Below are 18757 nucleotides of genomic sequence, written 5' to 3'. Positions count from 1 at the left end.
TATATTGTTGTTTTAAGAGAGTTGTTTTAATGAAAATTCTTCTTTATATCCGAACATCCCACGTTCTTTAATCATTTCCGCAACACCTTCAGGAACCTGAGTTTCCCAGCCTTTGATATTACAAGCAATTTTTCTTAATATTTCTCTGGAATAAATTTCCAGGAACTCCGGATTATAATTTTTAATGTCTACGATACGATTGTTCAATTTGAAGTATTTGTAAAGCTCTTTCAAATTTTCTTCTACCTTAAGCGTAGAAGCATCCAGTAATTCGTGTGTTTCCGGATCTTTATATGGATAAAGATACACTCTCATTCCGTTACGGAAAAACTTACCAAAGGCTTCGAGAATTCCACCTGACAGGTTTTTATAGTATTTCTCATCAAACACCATCAACAGATTATTTACTCCCATTGCCACTCCAATATTTCCGGTAGTATAGGAAGCAAAATAATCGATCAATCGATAATATTCTGAGAAGTTCGAAACAATTACCGTATATCCTAATTTCCCTAAGATATCCACCCTATCCATAAAATCCCTTTCATCGATATCACCATCAGCCCGAAGGTTGGAAATTGTAATTTCAATTAAAATTTCGGTTTGTTCCTGGGTACAAGCAGCATCTTTCATAAACATATCTATACCATTTTGCAGCATGTCAATATTTACTTTGGTTACCGGTCTGAAACTTCCCCTTACCGCAAAAATATTTTTTTTGTAAAGAATATCTGCCGGTAACATATTATTACCCTGGCTATTGAAAATAACAGCATCAGTCATGTTATTTTTCACCAGTTGTAAAGACATCAATCTGTTATCCACATAGTCGAAGGCAGGACCACTGAAATCGATCATATCAATTTCAAGATTGTCAGTCGCTACATCATCATATAAAGACTCAATTAATGTTCGTGGATTGTCATAATAAGTAAAGGCTCCGAAAATAAGATTTACCCCTAAATTTCCAAGAGTTTCCTGCTGTAAAGTAGCATCATTCTCTTTGAATTTTACGTGGATAACAATTTCGTTATAGTCCTCATTTTCTTTTACCTGAAAACGGATTCCTACCCAACCGTGCCCTTTAAGGGTCTTATCAAAATTAATGGTAGTTACCGTATTAGCATAGGAAAAGAACTTTCTGTTTGGACTGTTTTCTCTGGAAATCCTTTCTTCTATCAATGCAACTTCATATCGAAGCATTTTGCGAAGTCGGTTCTGAGTAACATACCTGTTTTTAGCCTCTTTCCCATAAATGGCATCACTAAAATCTTTGTCATATGCAGACATCGCCTTAGCAATTGTACCGGAAGCCCCACCTGCTCTAAAAAAATGTCGAACAGTCTCCTGCCCTGCTCCAATTTCCGCGAAAGTACCATAAATAGTAGGATCTAGATTAATTGTTAATGCTTTTTGTTTAGGAGTTAGTTTCTGATACATTAGGACATTAAATTTTTTGTAAATTTACCAAAATAATACCAACCTCAAAACAAAATGAAGTTGAAATTTTTAGGAACTGGTACTTCTCAGGGCGTACCCGTTATTGGCTGTACTTGTGAGGTCTGTACTTCGGATAATCCAAAAGACAATCGCTTGCGATCTTCCGTAATGATCTCTACAGAAGAAAACAGAAAAATACTCATCGACTGCGGCCCGGATTTCAGGCAGCAGATGTTGGCAAACCACGAAAATACAGTAGATATCGCTCTAATTACCCATGAGCATAATGATCATATCATCGGGCTAGATGATATGCGGCCACTTATTTTCAAAAGTGGCGAAAACATGCCTATTTACTGTAATAAAAGAGTAGGAAATGAAATTAGAGAGCGCTTTCCTTATGCTTTTGCCGACGTGAGATATCCCGGCGCCCCAGCTTTTGATCTTCATGAAATTGAAAATAAATCTTTTCATATTTTAGATGCAGAGATAACTCCAATCGAGGTAATGCATCATCAAATAGCTATCTTTGGATATAAGTTCAAAAAACTGGCCTACATCACGGATGCCAGCTTTATTTCTGAAACTGAAAAAGAAAAATTAAAAGATCTTGATGTTTTAATTTTAAATGTCATCCGAAAATTTGATCCCCATCCGGCTCATTTTATTCTTCCAGATGCTATCCAGCTCCATGAAGAACTAAAACCTAAACAATTATTTCTTACTCATATAAGCCATCACCTAGGTTTGCATGATGTTGAAGATAAACTACTTCCACCCGGAATGCACCTTGCTTACGACGGTTTGGAAATAAAATTTTAAAGAAAAGTTCATAAAAAATTTTTAAATTTTCAGAAAAGTTTCTATATTTGCACACCAATTTAAAACAAGCCCAGTTGGCGGAATTGGTAGACGCGCTAGACTCAAACTCTAGTATCGAAAGATGTACCAGTTCGATTCTGGTACTGGGTACAAAAGAAAAATGGCACTAACTAAAAACAGTTAGTGCCATTTTATTTAACACACTTTGATAATCAACAAATTACAAAAGGCAGTACCCTAATATATGTTTTCTGCATTATAGAGATATGTTTTAAATTGAGTAAATTGCAAACCATTAAGATACTTTTATAATGTCCAATTTTGAAACGTTTTTTGATTACATTCAAGAAATATCAGGAAAATTGCTATCAGAAGATGATAAGCAATTATTGACAGTACATTTCAAACCCAAAAAACTTCGAAAACGACAATATTTTTTACAGGAAGGAGACGTTTGCAAATATATTGGATTTATTGTAAAGGGCTCCGCCAGAACCTTTACAGTAGATGAGAAAGGACATGAAAATATACTAAAATTGTCTATAGAAAATTGGTGGCTGACAGATTTTGAAAGCTTTTACCTTCTAACACCAAGCCGCTTTAATATTGAAGCGTTGGAGGAACTTGAGATCCTACAATCAACAAACGCGGAAATTGAAGAATTTCTCAAGCATATCCCTGCTTTTTCTGCGATGTCGAACGTGATTAGCCAAAACAATACTATTGCAGCTCAGAAAAGGATGCTGGCTATTAACTATTCAGCTGAAGAGCGCTATGAGGAATTCGTCAAAAATTATCCTTATTTTCTTCAGCGGTTTCCGCAAAACATGATCGCTTCTTATCTTGGATTAACATCTGAAACTCTGAGCAGGATAAAGAAAAACGCTTTAAAATAGATCCTTTAACTATCTTAGGATTCGCTATCATTTTACGCCTGTTAGATTGAATCACCTAAGGATCTTCTACCCACCTGACATAAACATCCTATAAATCAATGCCCGGATTTGTATAATTTGTAAATTACCTCCGCCGGATACCCCAATTTGGATTATGCAATTTTGTCCCTTCCCCCAATGAAAAAGTACTTAATGATGCAATTTATGCCTTTGTGATCCTTTAGCATTCTCTTTTTTTCATTTTCACATTTTCCATAAGTCGCTTTTTTACAACCTTTTAACATATCTATTTGATTTAAATCATCACTTTGAATTGATATTTGTCACTTGTAATCAATGATCCATCTCAACGTGCAGCTCGTTATGATGCAGCAACTTTGCATATACTTCAGAAGGAAAAAAACCTGAAGAATTTCAATGCAATTAATAATAGAAATCATGAGTAAATTAGAAAACAAGGTAGCGATAGTTACCGGTGCTTCCAAAGGAATTGGTGCAGCTATTGCCAAACATTTTGCAGCAGCAGGTGCAAAGGTTGTTGTAAATTATGCCTCCAGCAAAGAAGGAGCAGACAAAGTCGTTAAAGCAATAACAAATAATGGTGGAATAGCCATTGCAGTACAAGCAGATGTATCGAACGAAGCAGATGTGATCAGGTTGTTTAAAGAAACCGAGAATGCTTTCGGCACCCTGGATATTTTAGTCAATAATGCGGTATCTCAGGGATATGCACCTATTGAAGAAATTTCGGTAAAGGATTTCCACCAAAGTTTCAACGTCAATGTGTTAGGAACTGTATTGACTATCCAGGCAGCTCTGAAACTTTTTGGAGATAAGGGCGGAAACATCATCAATATTAGTTCGGGTGCAAGTAAATACCCACTTCCAAATGCATCATTATACTCTTCAACCAAGGCCGCAATAGATGCGTTCACCATTGCATTATCTAAAGAACTGGGTGGAAAAAATATCCGTATCAATTCTATTTTGCCCGGCGCTACGGAAACAGAAGGTGCAACCAGTGCAGGCGTTACCGCCGGCAGTGAGTATGAAAAAATGTTTATCGAAAAAACACCACTTGGCCGCAGAGGACAGCCTGCAGATATTGCAAAAGCTGCGGTATTCCTGGCTTCAGATGATGCAGCCTGGATTACGGGTGAGCAAATTTCCGTTTCGGGTGGTATGTATGGTTTTTAAAATCGCAACTCCAAAAATGAAAGTTAATAAGACTTATCACTGATTAACAGTGTTTTTTTTCAAACTACATTTTCGGTTATGGTACTCAACCGGAAAAGCGATGCTTTTCCGGCTTTATTTTTTAGTAACCGATTGTTAATTTAGAGAATATACGTCCGAAAAACATTGCTTCTGGTGATTCGTTATACCACTCAATTTTTGCAGATCCGAGATGTAAAGAATATTCTTTATAATTTTGACCACATTCGTTTAATGATTAACTTCACATTTCACCGAATTAATCTCTCACATGAAAAAAATAATACTATTTCTTTTAATGACTTTTGTTTTGACAGCCTGTGGAAACGATTGTTATAATGCTCCTTTGCCTATCATTTTTGAATTCGTTGATGTTGATAATGTAAACCTAATTACCAACGGAACTCTTAATAACTTTTCAGTCAAAGACGAAAATCAAGTTGTGATACAGGCTTCCAAAACAGATGATGACAAGATTATTTTAGAGAATGTAGGTGAATATAATGGCACAAAAAATTACACATTCTATTCTTCAGTCAAAACTTTTAATTTTTCAATACAGTCGTCCGAATTCAAAGGAGGCTGTGATGGGTTCCAAATAAACAAACTGACATTTACGGGAGTAGGTTTTGATGTTAAAGAAGAAAAAGGATACTATAAAATTATACTGCAATAATATAAATAGCTTTACAACTTGTATTTCCTTCGGAAAAATGACCCAATTATCAAACTGTCACATAGTATATCAGTTCACAAAATACAGCCGTAAAAGCCTATCAATCAGTTTTTCAGGATTATTTTTTATCCCTAAAGTGACTCTCACACCAGTACAGAAGGGAAGATTCCCACCATCTCCAATTAACAAAAAATGAAAAATTCATCATAAATTTTATCGAAATAATTTATATTGACGACTGGTTATTAAAAACTTAACAATAAAAATACTTGTTTATTAAAATAATTTTCTTTTTTTTGCGTTTTACTAATATATGCCCATAAACCAACAATTAAATGTCATTACTTTCCTTTTTAGTTTATGGTAATCCCCTCACTAACATTTGATTACTGCAAAAACAGCAAAAACAACTACTTATGAAATCATTTTCAGCATTAGAAATTAATACGTTATTAAAAGGTTACATAGTAGGCGGTACGTCGCATTCTGTTTCCTCTCCTGAGCAAATAGAGCTCGCCGGAAATCATCAAATTACTTTTATAGGTAGTAAAAAATACGAAAAACTTTGGGCATGCAGTAAAGCATCGGTAGCTGTTGTAAATAATGATATATCTATTGAGCCCGGTGAAAACAGAGCATTTATAAAGGTTAATAATGCTGACCTTGCCATGTCGCAGATACTGGAATTGTTTGCACCCCTTCATCCACAATTCGATACAGATATTCATACTACAGCTTCGGTACACCCTTCTGCTATTATTGGTGTAGGTGTACGTATTGGTGCAGGTACATATATTGGCCCTAATGTAGAATTGGGTGACAATGTAACCATTTACCCAAATGCTACGATTTTAGACAAAAGCACTATTGGTAAAAACAGTACTATATGGAGCGGTGTTGTTATTAGAGAAAACTGTCATATTGGTAAAAACACAATAATTCATCCCAATGCAACTATTGGTGCAGATGGTTTTGGGTTTAGACCATGCCCTGAAAGGGGATTGGCAAAAGTCCCACAAATTGGTAATGTTATCATTGGGGATTGGGTAGAAATTGGTGCCGGTACTTGTGTTGACCGTGGTAAATTTAGCTCTACCATTATTGGCGATGGATGTAAGATCGATAATCTTGTGCAAATCGGTCACAACAGTATACTGGGTAAGTTTTGTATTATGGCTGGTAACAGTGGACTTGCAGGGAGTGTTACTCTGGGTAATGGTGTTATTATTGGTGGAAGCGCCTCTATTAAAGACCATACTACTATTGGCGATGGCGCCACTATAGGTGCGGGGTCTGGTGTTGTAGGCGATGTACCTGCTGGTAAAACCTATCTTGGTTATCCTGCTGCCGAAGCACGCACTACTCTAAAACAATGGGCTTTTCTTAAAAGACTTACGGCTGGAAAAAAAGAAATCAGCGAACTAACGTAAGACAATTATCAGTGTTTTAAAATGAAATTATTAGTATTTATTTTATCTTCAATTCTCCTATTAAATTCATGCCTGGGTGATTATGATGCTCCTCCTCCTGAAATCAAAAAATCTACAAAATATTTTGTTTACAAATCACTAACCAGAAAAAATAATATCGTAACATTTACTGTGATACATGAAGGCACCTGCACTGCAAAGTCATATTATGAAATCACTCAGCCTAGTGATGCTACTTTTGTATCCTACTCTACCTGTGATCATTACACTACACAAAAAGGAACATTTGGCAATGGAAGTATGATATTCAATGGGGTTATTTATAATGCTTCAATTAAAGGAGATGAATTAACCGTTTCACAATTCAATACAGTAATGGGTGATACCTATGAGGAAATCACAATTGCAAAAAGGCAGTAGCCGAAAATGATAACAAGCTATACATATAATAAGTCACTTGCTTTTTTTCGAAATTATATTTCTAATCCTACTTAAAGACTGTGGTGTTATTTTTAAATAAGAAGCAATATATTGTTGTGGTACTTGTAATGCTAAAATTGGATAACGGCTAATAAATTCAAGATATTTCGTTTTAGCATCACCATAATTTAAAAAATCATTGTCTTTTAATTTGTTTAAAAGTTGCGCTTCGGTTATACTTTTCAGGTAAATATAAAAGTTGGGAAGATCTTCACTCAGTTTTTCAATAACCGATTTTTGGATCGAATAAATTGTTGAGTCTGTAACCGCCTGAAAAGCATCCTTGCTTGGTAATGATGCATAATAACTCTCCAGATCAACAAAGAATTGACTCTCACGAACAAAGTATTTTGTAACCTCTGTATCATTTTTACCAATAGAATAACCCCTTATTATCCCATTTTCTACAAACCCAATTTTATTTGAAACTCCATCAATCTGTTGAAAATGCTCATTAGCTTTGAGTTCATTTTTTTTGAATAACAATGAGACATGATCTATGCTCTCTTGTGATAAAATACCTCCAAAACTTAAAGATGATCTTAACTTTTCCATTTTTATTTTATAATTCCCAATTCACTGATACTTTTTGCACAGGATAAAACAGCTTCTTCTAAAGATAATGGTTTCCACTGTAGTTCATTTATTGCTTTTGAAGTATCTATTTTCCTTTTTATTCTCAAATCTATTAAAATTGGCTTTAAAGCGGTATCAAAATTAGAAAGTAATTTTACAAATATATCTGGAAGCTCTTTAGATGGTATTTTCCTGTCTGGATTATGTAATTTTAGTATTGCTGCAATATCTTTAAAAGTCAAATATCCTGATGAAGCTATATATCTCTGATTCTTTGCCTGTGGCAATTCCATAGCCCTTATTAATAAGTCTGCAACAGAACGAACATCAACGATATCAAATCCTATTTTAGGTAATGCTGGTGTGCTTCCATCCATTAATTTGATCACTATATTTGCAGAAGTACCGAAATCATCTTCTAATACAGGTCCTAATATAGCTCCTGGTAAAACAGTAGTTAATTCTAAACCAGATCTATCTTTTTGAATAAATTTCCATGCTGACTTTTCTGCAATTGTCTTACTTCTGATATAAGGTGTTGTATCTTTTTTATTATTTTCATCGGTCCAGTGGTTTTCATTTAATGTTGAAGCAAGTTCATTTTTTGTTTTGCCATACATTACTGATGCTAGGGACGAAGTTATCACCACACGCTTTACACCATTTGCTGATGCCGCTTTTAGTATATTTAAAGTACCTGATTTTGCAGGTTCTATGAGTTCTTCTTCTTTTTTAGGTAAAACACGAGGAAATGGTGATGCAATATGTTGAATAAAATCAATATTTTCTGTCAATTGAAACCAAACATCTGTCGATTTCAAATCTGCTTCAACAAAAGAAATATTTTGAGCATTTGAGGTATGTTTTTCAATGATTGCTTTAATGGCACCTGCCCTTTCGAGGTTTCGTAATGTCCCGATAACTGTATATCCTTTTTCCAAAAGCTGGATTGCTGTGTGTAGACCTAAAAAGCCAGACACCCCTGTTAATAAAACTCTTTTATTGTTCATGATCTTTTTTTTAATGTTTAATGTTTTAATGAAAAACTCTAATCATTATCATTAGAAATACAGTAATAATAATTTCAAAAAAGAGTAAAATAGCAATCTCTTTTATGATATTTTAATTGAATACAAAATAATTTTTAAATCATTTGTTTCCCAGTTTCGTGTATATAAAATTTCCGTACTGTTATTTTTTAAAATTATTATAACAAAAGTTCTATTTCGAGAACAGGTACTCCGTTTTACAATTGTAAAGTTACTGGTTGTCATTGAGTTGACAATTACCATTTGTTAAAAAATACTGTCATTACCTTTTTTCGATTAAGTCATTACTTAGTATAATCTCCCAAAAAAACCTCTGAAAAATTCAGAGGTTTTTTTTTCACCTTTTTTAAAAACACTTTCGTATCGTTTTAAGATATTATTCTTTACACTATCAAATTTCACCCAATCCCTTCAAAACTTTTTTCCCATTTTCATTTTTAGGATTGAGTTCTATTGATTTTTTGTACATTTTTATCGCCTCATCCTTTTCGTTATTTAGTAATAAAGTTTCTCCATAACTATCAAATGCATTCCAACTTTCCGGGAATATTTGAGTCGTGGTTTTAAAAACATGAAGTGCTGAAGCTAATTTTTTCTGTCGGGCAAGTTCATAACCCATTCGAATCAATTCTCTTTCGGTGACCCTATATTTTTGAGGGTTTTTATTGTATTTGTTCAACAGTTGATTGGCTTCTTTTACTCCTTTATCTACAAGTGTACTTCCGTATATCCTTGAAAAAGCCTGTCGAACCGGATCATATTGTTTCTGATTCAATAATGCTATCATGGCATTTGATGCAGAAAAAACAGCATTGCTTCCATTATTTTCCAGTAGAATAACGGACTGTTTTTGAGAAATATTTCTCACTAATATACTTGTAAGACCCGTTATAGACCCATCATGAAAAACAATTTTTCCATTACTTTCATCCAAATATATCTCCCATCCCAATCCATATCCTACTTCTTTTTCATCAAGTTTATATACTGCTGTTTTTCCATCATTAAGTTTTACCCGGGTAAATGCTTCATTGAGTTCCTCTTGTCCCAGCAACACACCACTGTAAAGACTCTGGTCAAAAAGATAAAGATCTTCCGCTGTGCTTACTATTCCTCCATTCCCATAAAAATTGCTATGCTCACTTATTTTGAAATTTTCCGGCATGCTGTGAACATTCTCAAGCTTTGTTGTATAAAGATTTCTAAAACTATAACGCTCAACCTCTCCTTCCTGTAAAACACTTCTATCAAAGGGCTGTATACTGTTTTTCATCCCAGCTGGTTTAAAGATATTTTCCTGTAAATATTTGGAATATGGTATTCCTGAAACTTTCTCAACAATCAGTGCCGCAATGCAGAAATTCACGTTGTTATATTCCCATTTTTCTCCGGGAGCAAAGCTAAGTGGAACTTTATACTGAATCAATGTCGGAATAATATCACTATTGGTTATAATCTTATCAGGATTCTGTTCCATTACAGAATCAAAGAGGTGATAATAATCTACCAAACCTGAAGTATTACTGAGCAGATGCTTTATAGTAACCTCTTTATATGGAAAATCGGCAAGATATTTCTGGACAGGATCACTAAGTTTAAGCTTTCCTTTTTGTTTAAGCTGCAATATAGCCGTTGATGTAAAGGTTTTAGAAATAGAAGCTATTGGAAATTTAGAATCTGATGAAAGAGGTAGTTGCGTTGTTAAGTTAGCAAAACCCAGCGACTGCTGATAAACAATACCGTTTTTATCAGCAATTAATACATTGCCATTAAATTGTTGGTCAGCGTGTAATTCTTTAAAAAATGTGACAACATCCTTTCTTTGACCAGAGATAAAAGAAAATATAAATAATGGTACCAAGCAAAAAATGTAAGTAGAGACTGTTCTTCTCATAAAATGTTCTTTTGGAAATAGTTTAATAATATATCGTAGTGCTAACTTAAGCGTTCATTAATAGAACAACTCAACATTCAATAACATAACCTCATTAACAAAATTTAATAAAAATAAATAAATTTTAAATAGCTAAAATCAAGCTCATTGCATCAATAAATATATTTCTAATCGCCTTTCTACATTATATTAGCACTGATTTCAAACAATAATATGTACCTTTATAGTGAATTATTTATAAACAAAACCAATCTCAGATTGAGAAATCTAAACAGCACAATGAAGACTATTTTCACGATCCTTTTAGCCTCTGTATTAGCAGTCTCATGCAGCGGAAATGATGACACTTCCGAAAATCCACAGCCAGCAGAAAAGAATGTACACAATTTCGAGTATAAAAATTACCATTTGAAAAATATTGTCCTTTACAAAGGACCCATCGCTCATGAATCTGATCCCGGGGAGTCATATCTAAACAATTACTGGAATTCTTATAAGGAGCCGATTTGGAAAAAGATCAGTGTAGATACAAAAAGCAATTTGATAAAATTGCTTTCCGGGACATCTGCAGATGTATCGTATCCGATTAAAGTTTCAAAAGATTCTTTGTTTATCATTAACAATAATGAACTGAAGTATATAGGAACTTTCAATCAAAAAGAGCCATCTTTTACTCTAAAAAGAACTTTTCAATATGTAAAAAAAGTTCCCAGGAATAATTCTACTCCTTTATTTGTTTCTCGTAATAGTACTTTTGGAATTTCTCAATACACCACCATATTCGGAAATAGTTCATTTACTACACCATCTGAAATGACCGAACCAGGTGATGAAGTTTTATGGAGTAATATTGAATATGATTACAAGGCACTCTAAAAAGTAAAAAGTGAAAAGGTAAAATACAAAAGGAGTAATCTCCTTCCTTTTTTAGTAAAAGCAGTACCTTAGAAGCTGTAATTAACTTGCTTTTAAAATGAATAACACACTACTTCTAGCCATACAAAGTACAATAAAAATAAGTTCGGATGAAGAAGAAATAATTCAAGACTTATTCAAATTAAAAGAATATAAAAAAGGAGATTTCTTTCTTAAAGAAGGCGAAGTTTGTAAGTATGTGGGCTTTATCAAAAATGGTATTGTACGTTATTACATCAATGATGATGGAGAGGAAAAAACCTATGGCTTTTCAAAAGAAAATGAGTTTACCTGTAATTATGAAAGTTTTGTCCCACAAACCCCATCAAATCAGATTATTCAGGCTTTAGAAGATACTGAAATCTGGACAATTTCTTATGAAAATCTGCAGAAATTTTATGAAGAAATAGAGCTCGGGGAAAGATTTGGAAGGATTGTTATTGAGCAGGTTTTCATTCAAACATTAAAAGATAGAAACTCATTCTATACTGATTCTCCAAAATCCCGTTATGAGAAGTTTCTTAAAGAACACTCTGATTTGCAACAACGGTTATCTCAATATTACATTGCTTCTTATGTAGGTGTAAAGCCACAATCTCTAAGCCGGATCAGAAAAAGAATATCCCTTTTTTGATTTATTAACCCAGGTGCATTAATATTTATCAAGAGTTGAAGAATTTTGTATCAACAAAAACAAAATTCTTATGAAACGTTTACAACAACAAACAGCATTTTGGCTTAGCCTTCTTTCAGGGATTGGCCTTCTTTACATCGGCATCCGTTTTTTTATTAACCCGATAGGTGCAGAAATCGATTATGGCATTCATACCGTAACCAATGGAGATTTTTCTTTTCAGTATATTAAAGGTGTGCGGGATTTTTTCTTTGGATTAATTATTATCATTCTTTTATGGAAGAAACAATTATTTGCTCTTGGCTTAATTCTCATTTTGGGAACAATAATTCCTGCAATGGATTTTTGTGTGGTATTATCTCATCCCGACTTTAAAACAGGCCATTTAATTTCACATCTAATCGCCGTTATCATTTGTCTGTCCTGTGGATTCTATTATTTAAAAAACCATAAAATTTTAATATCATGATTTTATTCAATAGTATTCTGATTTTACACTTGGCGGCTTTCCTGCTTTTTCTTCTTCAATTAGCTGTGTTATTCCCGCAACAAAAAAAAGAATTACACAAAAAGACAAACCTAGCTGGAGTCTTAAACACTTATGTTACAGCCTCTATCGCTTCATCAATTTCTGATAAGCATGTTAAAGGTACTTCAGCAGTACTTCTCGTGTAGTTAGATGTTCAACAGGTAAGTGTTCGATAGCTTTACTTTCTATAAAAGCTCCATCGATTAATATTTTCACTTTTCTGATATACTATTTTAGTGAATTGAGAGGTAGAAATTGAAAGTTGAGAACTGGATTCCATTTTTCAACTTTCAATTTTCAACTTTGCATTAATTAAATAACCAATAGATCTACAAACTCATTAACATTGAGACTGATTAGTTTATCGTATTCTAAAGAGTTTTCTAACACTTGTCTTTGTTGTTTCTCAGGGAAAATACGAGCCAGATTAACTTTATATTTTTTAATCAACTCAGGAATACCCTCATCTCTCCTTCTTTTATGTCCGATAGGATATTCTACCACTATTTCATCCAAAACAGTTCCGTCATTTAATTCAACTGTTAATGCATTAGCAATAGAACGTTTTTCAGGATCATGATAATCCTGAGTAAATTGAACTTCTTCAACGCATTCTATTTTATCACGGAGTATATCAATTCTAGGGTCTGAAGCAATGTTATCTTCATAATCTGCTGCAGTCAGCCTTCCATAAATAAGTGGCACTGCTACCATATACTGAATCGCATGATCACGGTCAGCAGGATTGTTTAATGGTCCTTTTTTATCAATAATCCGGATCGCAGCTTCATGCGTACGAATGGTAATTTTTTTGATATCGTCTGTAGTTTTACCCAAGTTTTTTAATTTATGATGCAAGGTCATAGCAGCCTCTACTGCAGTCTGTGAATGGAATTCTGCTGGAAAAGAAATCTTGAATAATACGTTTTCCATCACATAAGAACTGTATTCACGCTGAAATTTAAATTCATTTCCTTTAAATGAAACATCATAGAATCCCCATGTTTTAGCAGTAAGCACTGAAGGATATCCCATTTCTCCTGTTTTAGCAATTAATGCTAAACGTACCGCTCTTGAAGTAGCATCTCCTGCAGCCCATGATTTACGGCTTCCGGTATTTGGAGCATGACGGTAGGTTCTTAGAGACTGTCCATCTACAAAGGCAAGAGAGATAGCATTGATCAACTCATCACGGCTTAATCCAATTAATTTCCCTACAACGGCAGTAGACGCAAGCTTTACTAATAGTACATGATCAAGGCCTACTCTGTTAAATGAATTTTCAAGAGCTATAACACCCTGCATTTCATGAGCCATAATCATTGCCTCTAACACTTGTTTCATTTTCAAAGGTGCTTTTCCTTCCGCAATATTGGTCCTTGATAACCAGTCTGCAGTTGCTAAAATACCGCCTAAGTTATCTGAAGGATGCCCCCATTCTGCGGCTAACCAGGTATCATTAAAATCCAGCCAACGAATAATGGCCCCAATATTAAAAGCAGCCTGAACCGGATCTAACTGAAATTGAGTTCCCGGCACCTTAGCGCCATTCGGAACAACAGTTCCTTTTACGATTGGTCCCAACAATTTGGTACAGGCAGGATAGGTTAAAGCTTCCAGCCCACATCCAATAGTATCTAAAAGGCAGTAATGAGCCGTTTTCCAGGCTAAATCATTTTTAATTTCGTAGTTCAATACGTAATCTGCAATATCGGTTAATACACGATCCGGTTGTGGTCTTTCATTTGAAATGTGTGATGACATCTTTATTATTTTGATTTGAATTATTATTTATTTGAATTGAATTTATTATCTGCTTCCAATAGGAACGAAATCTTTGTTTTCAGGCCCTGTATAATTGGCACTTGGACGAATAATTTTTCCATCCTGTCTCTGCTCGATGATATGAGCACTCCATCCTGTTACCCTCGAAACGACAAATAATGGAGTGAACATTAAGGTGGGAACTCCCATTAAATGGTAAGATACCGCTGAAAACCAATCCAGATTAGGGAACATTTTCTTTTCGTCCCACATGATTTTTTCCAATCTTTCTGCAATATTATAAAGCAACATATCTCCAGCTTCTTCGGAAAGTTCTTTAGCTACTTTTTTTATCACTACATTTCTTGGATCTGATATGGTGTAGACCGGATGTCCGAATCCAATAATTACTTCCTTGTTGGCAATCCGTTTTTTAATATCTTCTTCCGCTTCATCAGGAGAATTATAACGGCTTTGGATCTCAAAAGCAACTTCATTAGCACCGCCATGCTTAGGGCCTCTTAATGCTCCGATTGCTCCTGTTATACAGGAATAGAAATCTGAAGATGTACCAGCAATAACACGAGCAGTAAAAGTAGAAGCATTAAATTCATGCTCGGCATAGAGATTAAGGGATACTTCCATTGCTTTTACCCAAGAATCAGGAGCCTTTTTACCATGCAACAAGTGCAGGAAATGTCCACCAATAGTATCATCATCAGTTTCTACATCAATCTCTTTCCCATTATGAGTATAGTGATACCAATATAAAAGCCCGGAACTGAATGATGCCAATAATTTGTCAGCAATATCTCTTGCTCCTGCTACATTATGATCATCTTTTTCAGGCTGAATGCTTCCAATCGCTGAAACCATTGAACGCATGACATCCATCGGGTGTGCAGCTGCCGGAATACTTTTTAAGATATTTCTTACAGAGTGAGGCAGTCCTCTCAATGATTTTAATTTGGCTTTATAGTTTTTTAATTGAGCTGCTGTTGGTAATTGTCCATAAATAAGAAGGTAAGCTACCTCTTCAAATTGTGCTTTTTCCGCAAGATCCAAAATATCATAACCTCTGTAATGGAGATCATTTCCGCTTTTACCAACACTGCAGAGAGCAGTATTACCAGCTGTTACACCCGAAAGCGCTACGCTTTTTTTGGGCTTAAAAATAGGTTCATTATTCATTGATATTTTTGTTCTTTTGAAATAGGTTATTTAATTTTTGTTCATAGTCGTGATAGCCGATACTTTTGTAAAGCTCGTCGCGGGTTTGCATAGTATCAAGTACATTAACCTGAGTGCCATCCTTTCGGATATGTTCATAAACATTCTGAGCAGCTTTATTCGCTGCACGGAAGGCCGAAAGTGGATATAAAATCAAACCTACTCCAGCACTTTTAAGTTCATCAACAGTGTACATTCTGATCATTCCAAATTCGGTGATATTGGCTAATACGGGAATACCTGTTGCATCGACAAATTTTTGGTAATAGCTTAAATCAGGAACAGCTTCCGCAAATATAAAATCTGCCCCGGCTTCTTTGTAAGCAACTGCTCTTTCCAATGTTCTTTCTAATCCTTCATTCGCAAAAGCATCTGTTCTTGCTCCGATAACGAAATTTTCATCTGTCCTTGCATCAACCGCAGCTTTTAAGCGGTCTACCATTTCATCTTTACTCACTACTTCTTTACCAGGACGGTGTCCACAACGTTTTGCTCCTACCTGATCTTCAATATGTAAAGCCCCAGCTCCAGCTTTAATTAAGGATTTTACAGTTCTTGCCACATTAAATGCTGAAGGACCAAAGCCCGTATCCACGTCCACCAATAATGGCAGATCACATACGTTGGTTATCCGTTGAATATCGATTAATACATCTTCAAGGGTTGTTATTCCCAGATCGGGAACTCCTAAAGAACCTGCAGCAACCCCTCCTCCTGAAAGATAAATGGCATTGAAACCTGCCTGCTGTGCCAACAATGCATGATTAGCATTGATCGCTCCTACAATCTGAAGAGGACTTTCTTTTTGCATCGCCTCCCGAAACCGTAATCCGGCAGACTCTAAACTAACATTTTTACTCATCTTTAATATTATTGTTCGTTTTAATGTATTTAACTCACATACCATCAACAATTTAAAAAATTATCTTTTTTAAATTCTGTTAAATTAATCAAACGACCTATAAACCTTAGCGAACGGCTGAATGGGTATACAATCATCTTTTTAATGTTTATAAATCATTATAAAAAGAGGGTGATAAACTTCACAATACTTTGTAAGAGAGAAAATTATGGAAAGGGGTGATACGCCAGAGTTATAGATACAGCATAACTTTAAAAGCTAATACTACAAACTATCTCTAAATTATGATAATGTACCCAGAAAAAGTTGTGCACGATTATCAAAACGTATCATACCTGACTATAAGCTTCAGATCGCGAAAGCATCGTCAATTCGAAATAGGCAGGTCTCCTGACTTGTAACGATTTTTATCGTCCTTCCCATTCACAAGAGCGAACAGTGGACCTTGATTGATAAAAACCTTTTGAGTGTTACTTACAGTTGCGCGACAGTTCGTGATTTACACACGATTCCCTTTTAATTCACAGCTAAGTGTAACCAGTTTCGGTTGATAAAGAAGTTTAAATGAACTCCTTGGTGGTAAATATAACTATTTTATTGAAACGTTAATATATTAATTCACGAACAAGCGTTAGGATTTTACAACAGCCTGTAAATATGACAATTAAAAGTAATTCAAAATTTTAAAAAAATAACTAAATGACAAAAATCATATAAAAATAAATTGTCGAAAAGGAATGCTAAGGACGTTTTTTAGAAAAAACATATGCTATAAATATCAAAAAAGATCTCATGCGAATTGAGAGAAAACTAAAATTCATAATCACCTCTTCCTGTTTCATTTTGAAAAAAGTCAGGTTAAAAGTATACTATATTGCAAAAAACAGCTATAAAAGCTCTTTAACTTTCTCGCCTGCATTTTTCAAAGATATTAAACTGTGAGAAGTAATACGGTCAGCAAAAACAATCCGAAAATGATGACTAAACTGATCTGTCAAACTAAAGATTTCTCCTGGGGTAAATAAAATCCTCTGGTCATCGCAATACCTATAAAACATCTTCATATCAACTGCTTTTGATAAGCTTCCCCAAATGCTGTATCCCCCTTGCGGATCCTCAAAATATGAACCCTCTGGAAAAGAAGTACGTAACGCCTGTAAAACATCTCTAGCCTGATCATACAATTGTTTACGAAACGAACGTAAATGCTTACTATAGCTGTGATCTTCAAGTAATTTAAGCAATAACTCCTGATATATTGGAGCTACCGATCTTCCCAGAGAAAACCTCAGCCTCTCTGCCTTTGCATGGTACCTCCCTGAATGTAACCAACCGAGACGAATACCCGGTGCCAATGTTTTAGAAAAAGAAGAAAAGGTCATCACCCAGCCATATTCATCAAAATTGCGTATGCTGGAAGGACGTTCATCACCAAAATAAAGATCTCCATACAGATCATTTTCAATGATCGGAAACTGATGATCCATGGCAATGGATAACAGCTCCTTTTTGGTATTATCAGTCATTAACCTCCCTGTTGGATTATGGAAATTTGGGGTAACAACAAGTGCTTTGATATCATTGGCAGCAGAAACCTTTTTCAAATATTCTGTGTCAAATCCGTCTTCACCATGAATAGGGATTTCCAGGACTTTAAGCTTAAGATTAGTGATCACCTCCAGAACAGAAAAAACACATGGGCTTTCAACAGCAATAAGATCACCCGCATTGGTAACACTTGCCAAAGCAATATAAAGTGCCTGCAATGCACCATCTGTGATGATCAATTCTTCAGGATTGAATCTACATCCATATTGTAAGGCTCTGTCAGCTATCTGACTCCTCAATTCTGGTAGACCATTGGATGGATAATAGCGAAGAAGAGAAGCTCCTTTTTCACGAATGACTTCCTGCATCTTTCTTAAAATAAGCTTTTGTGGTATCAACAGATCGGTTGGGGTTGCTGCATTAAAAGAGCTATATTCAGAAGGTTTATTTCTGACAGAGGTCAACGCAATATTTTTATTGAAAGCCCCATTTTTCGCGACAGCATATGGTTCTAATAAAGGCTCAGAAATGCTTTGATGCACATCCGAAGCGACATAATACCCGGAACGAGGAACGTTTTTAACCAATCCTTTAATAACCAAAAGATCATAACCGCTTTGAATGGAGCTTATACTTAAATGATAGTCCGCCTTAATTTCCCTGACCGAAGGTAATCGGGTTCCCGGTTTTAATATTCCTTTTTTTATTTTGTTTTCAATGATAGAAGTAAAAATCTCATATCTGTACGTCTGCATAAGGATTCATCTTTTTCAGAACAAATGTACAAATGTACTGGC

17 protein-coding genes, 1 tRNA gene and 1 riboswitch are annotated in these 18757 nt (G+C 34.8%); of the genes, 10 read left to right on the top strand and 8 right to left on the bottom strand.

Translation table 11 applies throughout. The features are described 5' to 3' along the window. Positions 1–12: 12 nt before the first annotated feature. The gene (locus tag NG806_RS21545; protein WP_214826580.1) at positions 13–1440 is read right to left on the bottom strand and encodes a TonB-dependent receptor; all 1428 of its coding nucleotides are present in this window, start codon (positions 1438–1440) and stop codon (positions 13–15) included. A gap of 54 nt (positions 1441–1494) precedes the next feature. On the opposite strand from NG806_RS21545, the gene NG806_RS21540 reads away from it, so the two are divergent. From NG806_RS21540 to NG806_RS21510, 7 genes are all read left to right on the top strand, one after another. After that, entirely contained in the window at positions 1495–2262 is a 768-nt protein-coding gene (locus tag NG806_RS21540; protein WP_261511293.1) for an MBL fold metallo-hydrolase, read from the top strand. 68 nt (positions 2263–2330) lie between these two features. After that, positions 2331–2412, top strand: a tRNA-Leu gene (locus tag NG806_RS21535). A 161-nt stretch (positions 2413–2573) separates the two neighbouring features. Continuing rightward, positions 2574–3158 carry a Crp/Fnr family transcriptional regulator gene (locus NG806_RS21530; protein WP_214831961.1) on the top strand — a complete coding sequence of 195 codons (585 nt, stop codon included), beginning with the start codon at positions 2574–2576 and terminating at the stop codon, positions 3156–3158. A 438-nt stretch (positions 3159–3596) separates the two neighbouring features. Continuing rightward, a complete protein-coding gene (locus NG806_RS21525; RefSeq protein ID WP_214831964.1) occupies positions 3597–4355 on the top strand; it encodes an SDR family NAD(P)-dependent oxidoreductase in 759 nt (252 codons plus the stop codon). Between the two features lie 289 nt (positions 4356–4644). Further along, positions 4645–5049 (top strand): membrane lipoprotein lipid attachment site-containing protein, encoded by a 405-nt coding sequence (locus NG806_RS21520; RefSeq protein ID WP_214831972.1) that lies wholly within the window; start codon positions 4645–4647, stop codon positions 5047–5049. Between the two features lie 416 nt (positions 5050–5465). Further along, complete coding sequence (gene lpxD, locus NG806_RS21515; protein WP_214831982.1) at positions 5466–6479, top strand: UDP-3-O-(3-hydroxymyristoyl)glucosamine N-acyltransferase; 1014 nt, start codon at positions 5466–5468, stop codon at positions 6477–6479. Positions 6480–6500: 21 nt separating this feature from the next. Further along, positions 6501–6899 (top strand): hypothetical protein, encoded by a 399-nt coding sequence (locus tag NG806_RS21510; protein WP_261511292.1) that lies wholly within the window; start codon positions 6501–6503, stop codon positions 6897–6899. A gap of 33 nt (positions 6900–6932) precedes the next feature. On the opposite strand, the gene NG806_RS21505 is transcribed toward NG806_RS21510, so the two are convergent. The 3 genes from NG806_RS21505 to NG806_RS21495 all read right to left on the bottom strand — a co-directional run bounded on the left by NG806_RS21505 (position 6933) and on the right by NG806_RS21495 (position 10478). Continuing rightward, a complete protein-coding gene (locus tag NG806_RS21505; RefSeq protein WP_261511291.1) occupies positions 6933–7514 on the bottom strand; it encodes a Crp/Fnr family transcriptional regulator in 582 nt (193 codons plus the stop codon). A 2-nt stretch (positions 7515–7516) separates the two neighbouring features. Beyond that, a complete protein-coding gene (locus tag NG806_RS21500; protein WP_261511290.1) occupies positions 7517–8545 on the bottom strand; it encodes an SDR family oxidoreductase in 1029 nt (342 codons plus the stop codon). Between the two features lie 430 nt (positions 8546–8975). Then, positions 8976–10478, bottom strand: coding sequence for a serine hydrolase (locus NG806_RS21495; protein ID WP_261511289.1), 1503 nt, complete (start codon positions 10476–10478; stop codon positions 8976–8978). A 279-nt stretch (positions 10479–10757) separates the two neighbouring features. On the opposite strand from NG806_RS21495, the gene NG806_RS21490 reads away from it, so the two are divergent. The 3 genes from NG806_RS21490 to NG806_RS21480 all read left to right on the top strand — a co-directional run bounded on the left by NG806_RS21490 (position 10758) and on the right by NG806_RS21480 (position 12496). Next, on the top strand, positions 10758–11354 hold the full coding sequence (locus tag NG806_RS21490; protein WP_261511288.1) for a hypothetical protein: 597 nt from the start codon (positions 10758–10760) through the stop codon (positions 11352–11354). A gap of 97 nt (positions 11355–11451) precedes the next feature. Continuing rightward, the gene (locus NG806_RS21485) at positions 11452–12027 is read left to right on the top strand and encodes a Crp/Fnr family transcriptional regulator (protein ID WP_214831994.1); all 576 of its coding nucleotides are present in this window, start codon (positions 11452–11454) and stop codon (positions 12025–12027) included. A gap of 70 nt (positions 12028–12097) precedes the next feature. Next, entirely contained in the window at positions 12098–12496 is a 399-nt protein-coding gene (locus NG806_RS21480) for a DUF4267 domain-containing protein (protein WP_214831996.1), read from the top strand. A 372-nt stretch (positions 12497–12868) separates the two neighbouring features. Here the strand turns inward: NG806_RS21480 and NG806_RS21475 are convergent, their stop codons facing one another. The 4 genes from NG806_RS21475 to NG806_RS21460 form a co-directional block, all read right to left on the bottom strand. Beyond that, the gene (locus NG806_RS21475) at positions 12869–14320 is read right to left on the bottom strand and encodes a bifunctional 2-methylcitrate dehydratase/aconitate hydratase (protein WP_261511287.1); all 1452 of its coding nucleotides are present in this window, start codon (positions 14318–14320) and stop codon (positions 12869–12871) included. A 45-nt stretch (positions 14321–14365) separates the two neighbouring features. After that, positions 14366–15511 carry a bifunctional 2-methylcitrate synthase/citrate synthase gene (gene prpC, locus NG806_RS21470; protein ID WP_261511286.1) on the bottom strand — a complete coding sequence of 382 codons (1146 nt, stop codon included), beginning with the start codon at positions 15509–15511 and terminating at the stop codon, positions 14366–14368. After that, a complete protein-coding gene (gene prpB / locus NG806_RS21465) occupies positions 15504–16412 on the bottom strand; it encodes a methylisocitrate lyase (RefSeq protein WP_261511285.1) in 909 nt (302 codons plus the stop codon). The genes prpC and prpB overlap by 8 nt, the downstream gene beginning before the upstream one ends. A gap of 363 nt (positions 16413–16775) precedes the next feature. Then, a riboswitch (cobalamin riboswitch) is annotated at positions 16776–16969 on the bottom strand. A 330-nt stretch (positions 16970–17299) separates the two neighbouring features. Next, on the bottom strand, positions 17300–18715 hold the full coding sequence (locus NG806_RS21460) for an aminotransferase-like domain-containing protein (protein WP_261511284.1): 1416 nt from the start codon (positions 18713–18715) through the stop codon (positions 17300–17302). Positions 18716–18757 lie beyond the last annotated feature (42 nt).

It is taken from the genome of Chryseobacterium paludis (assembly GCF_025403485.1).
Classification (GTDB): domain Bacteria; phylum Bacteroidota; class Bacteroidia; order Flavobacteriales; family Weeksellaceae; genus Chryseobacterium; species Chryseobacterium paludis.
Note: the sequence above shows the minus strand (reverse complement) of the source record. Positions and strands in the feature narration are given on the sequence as shown.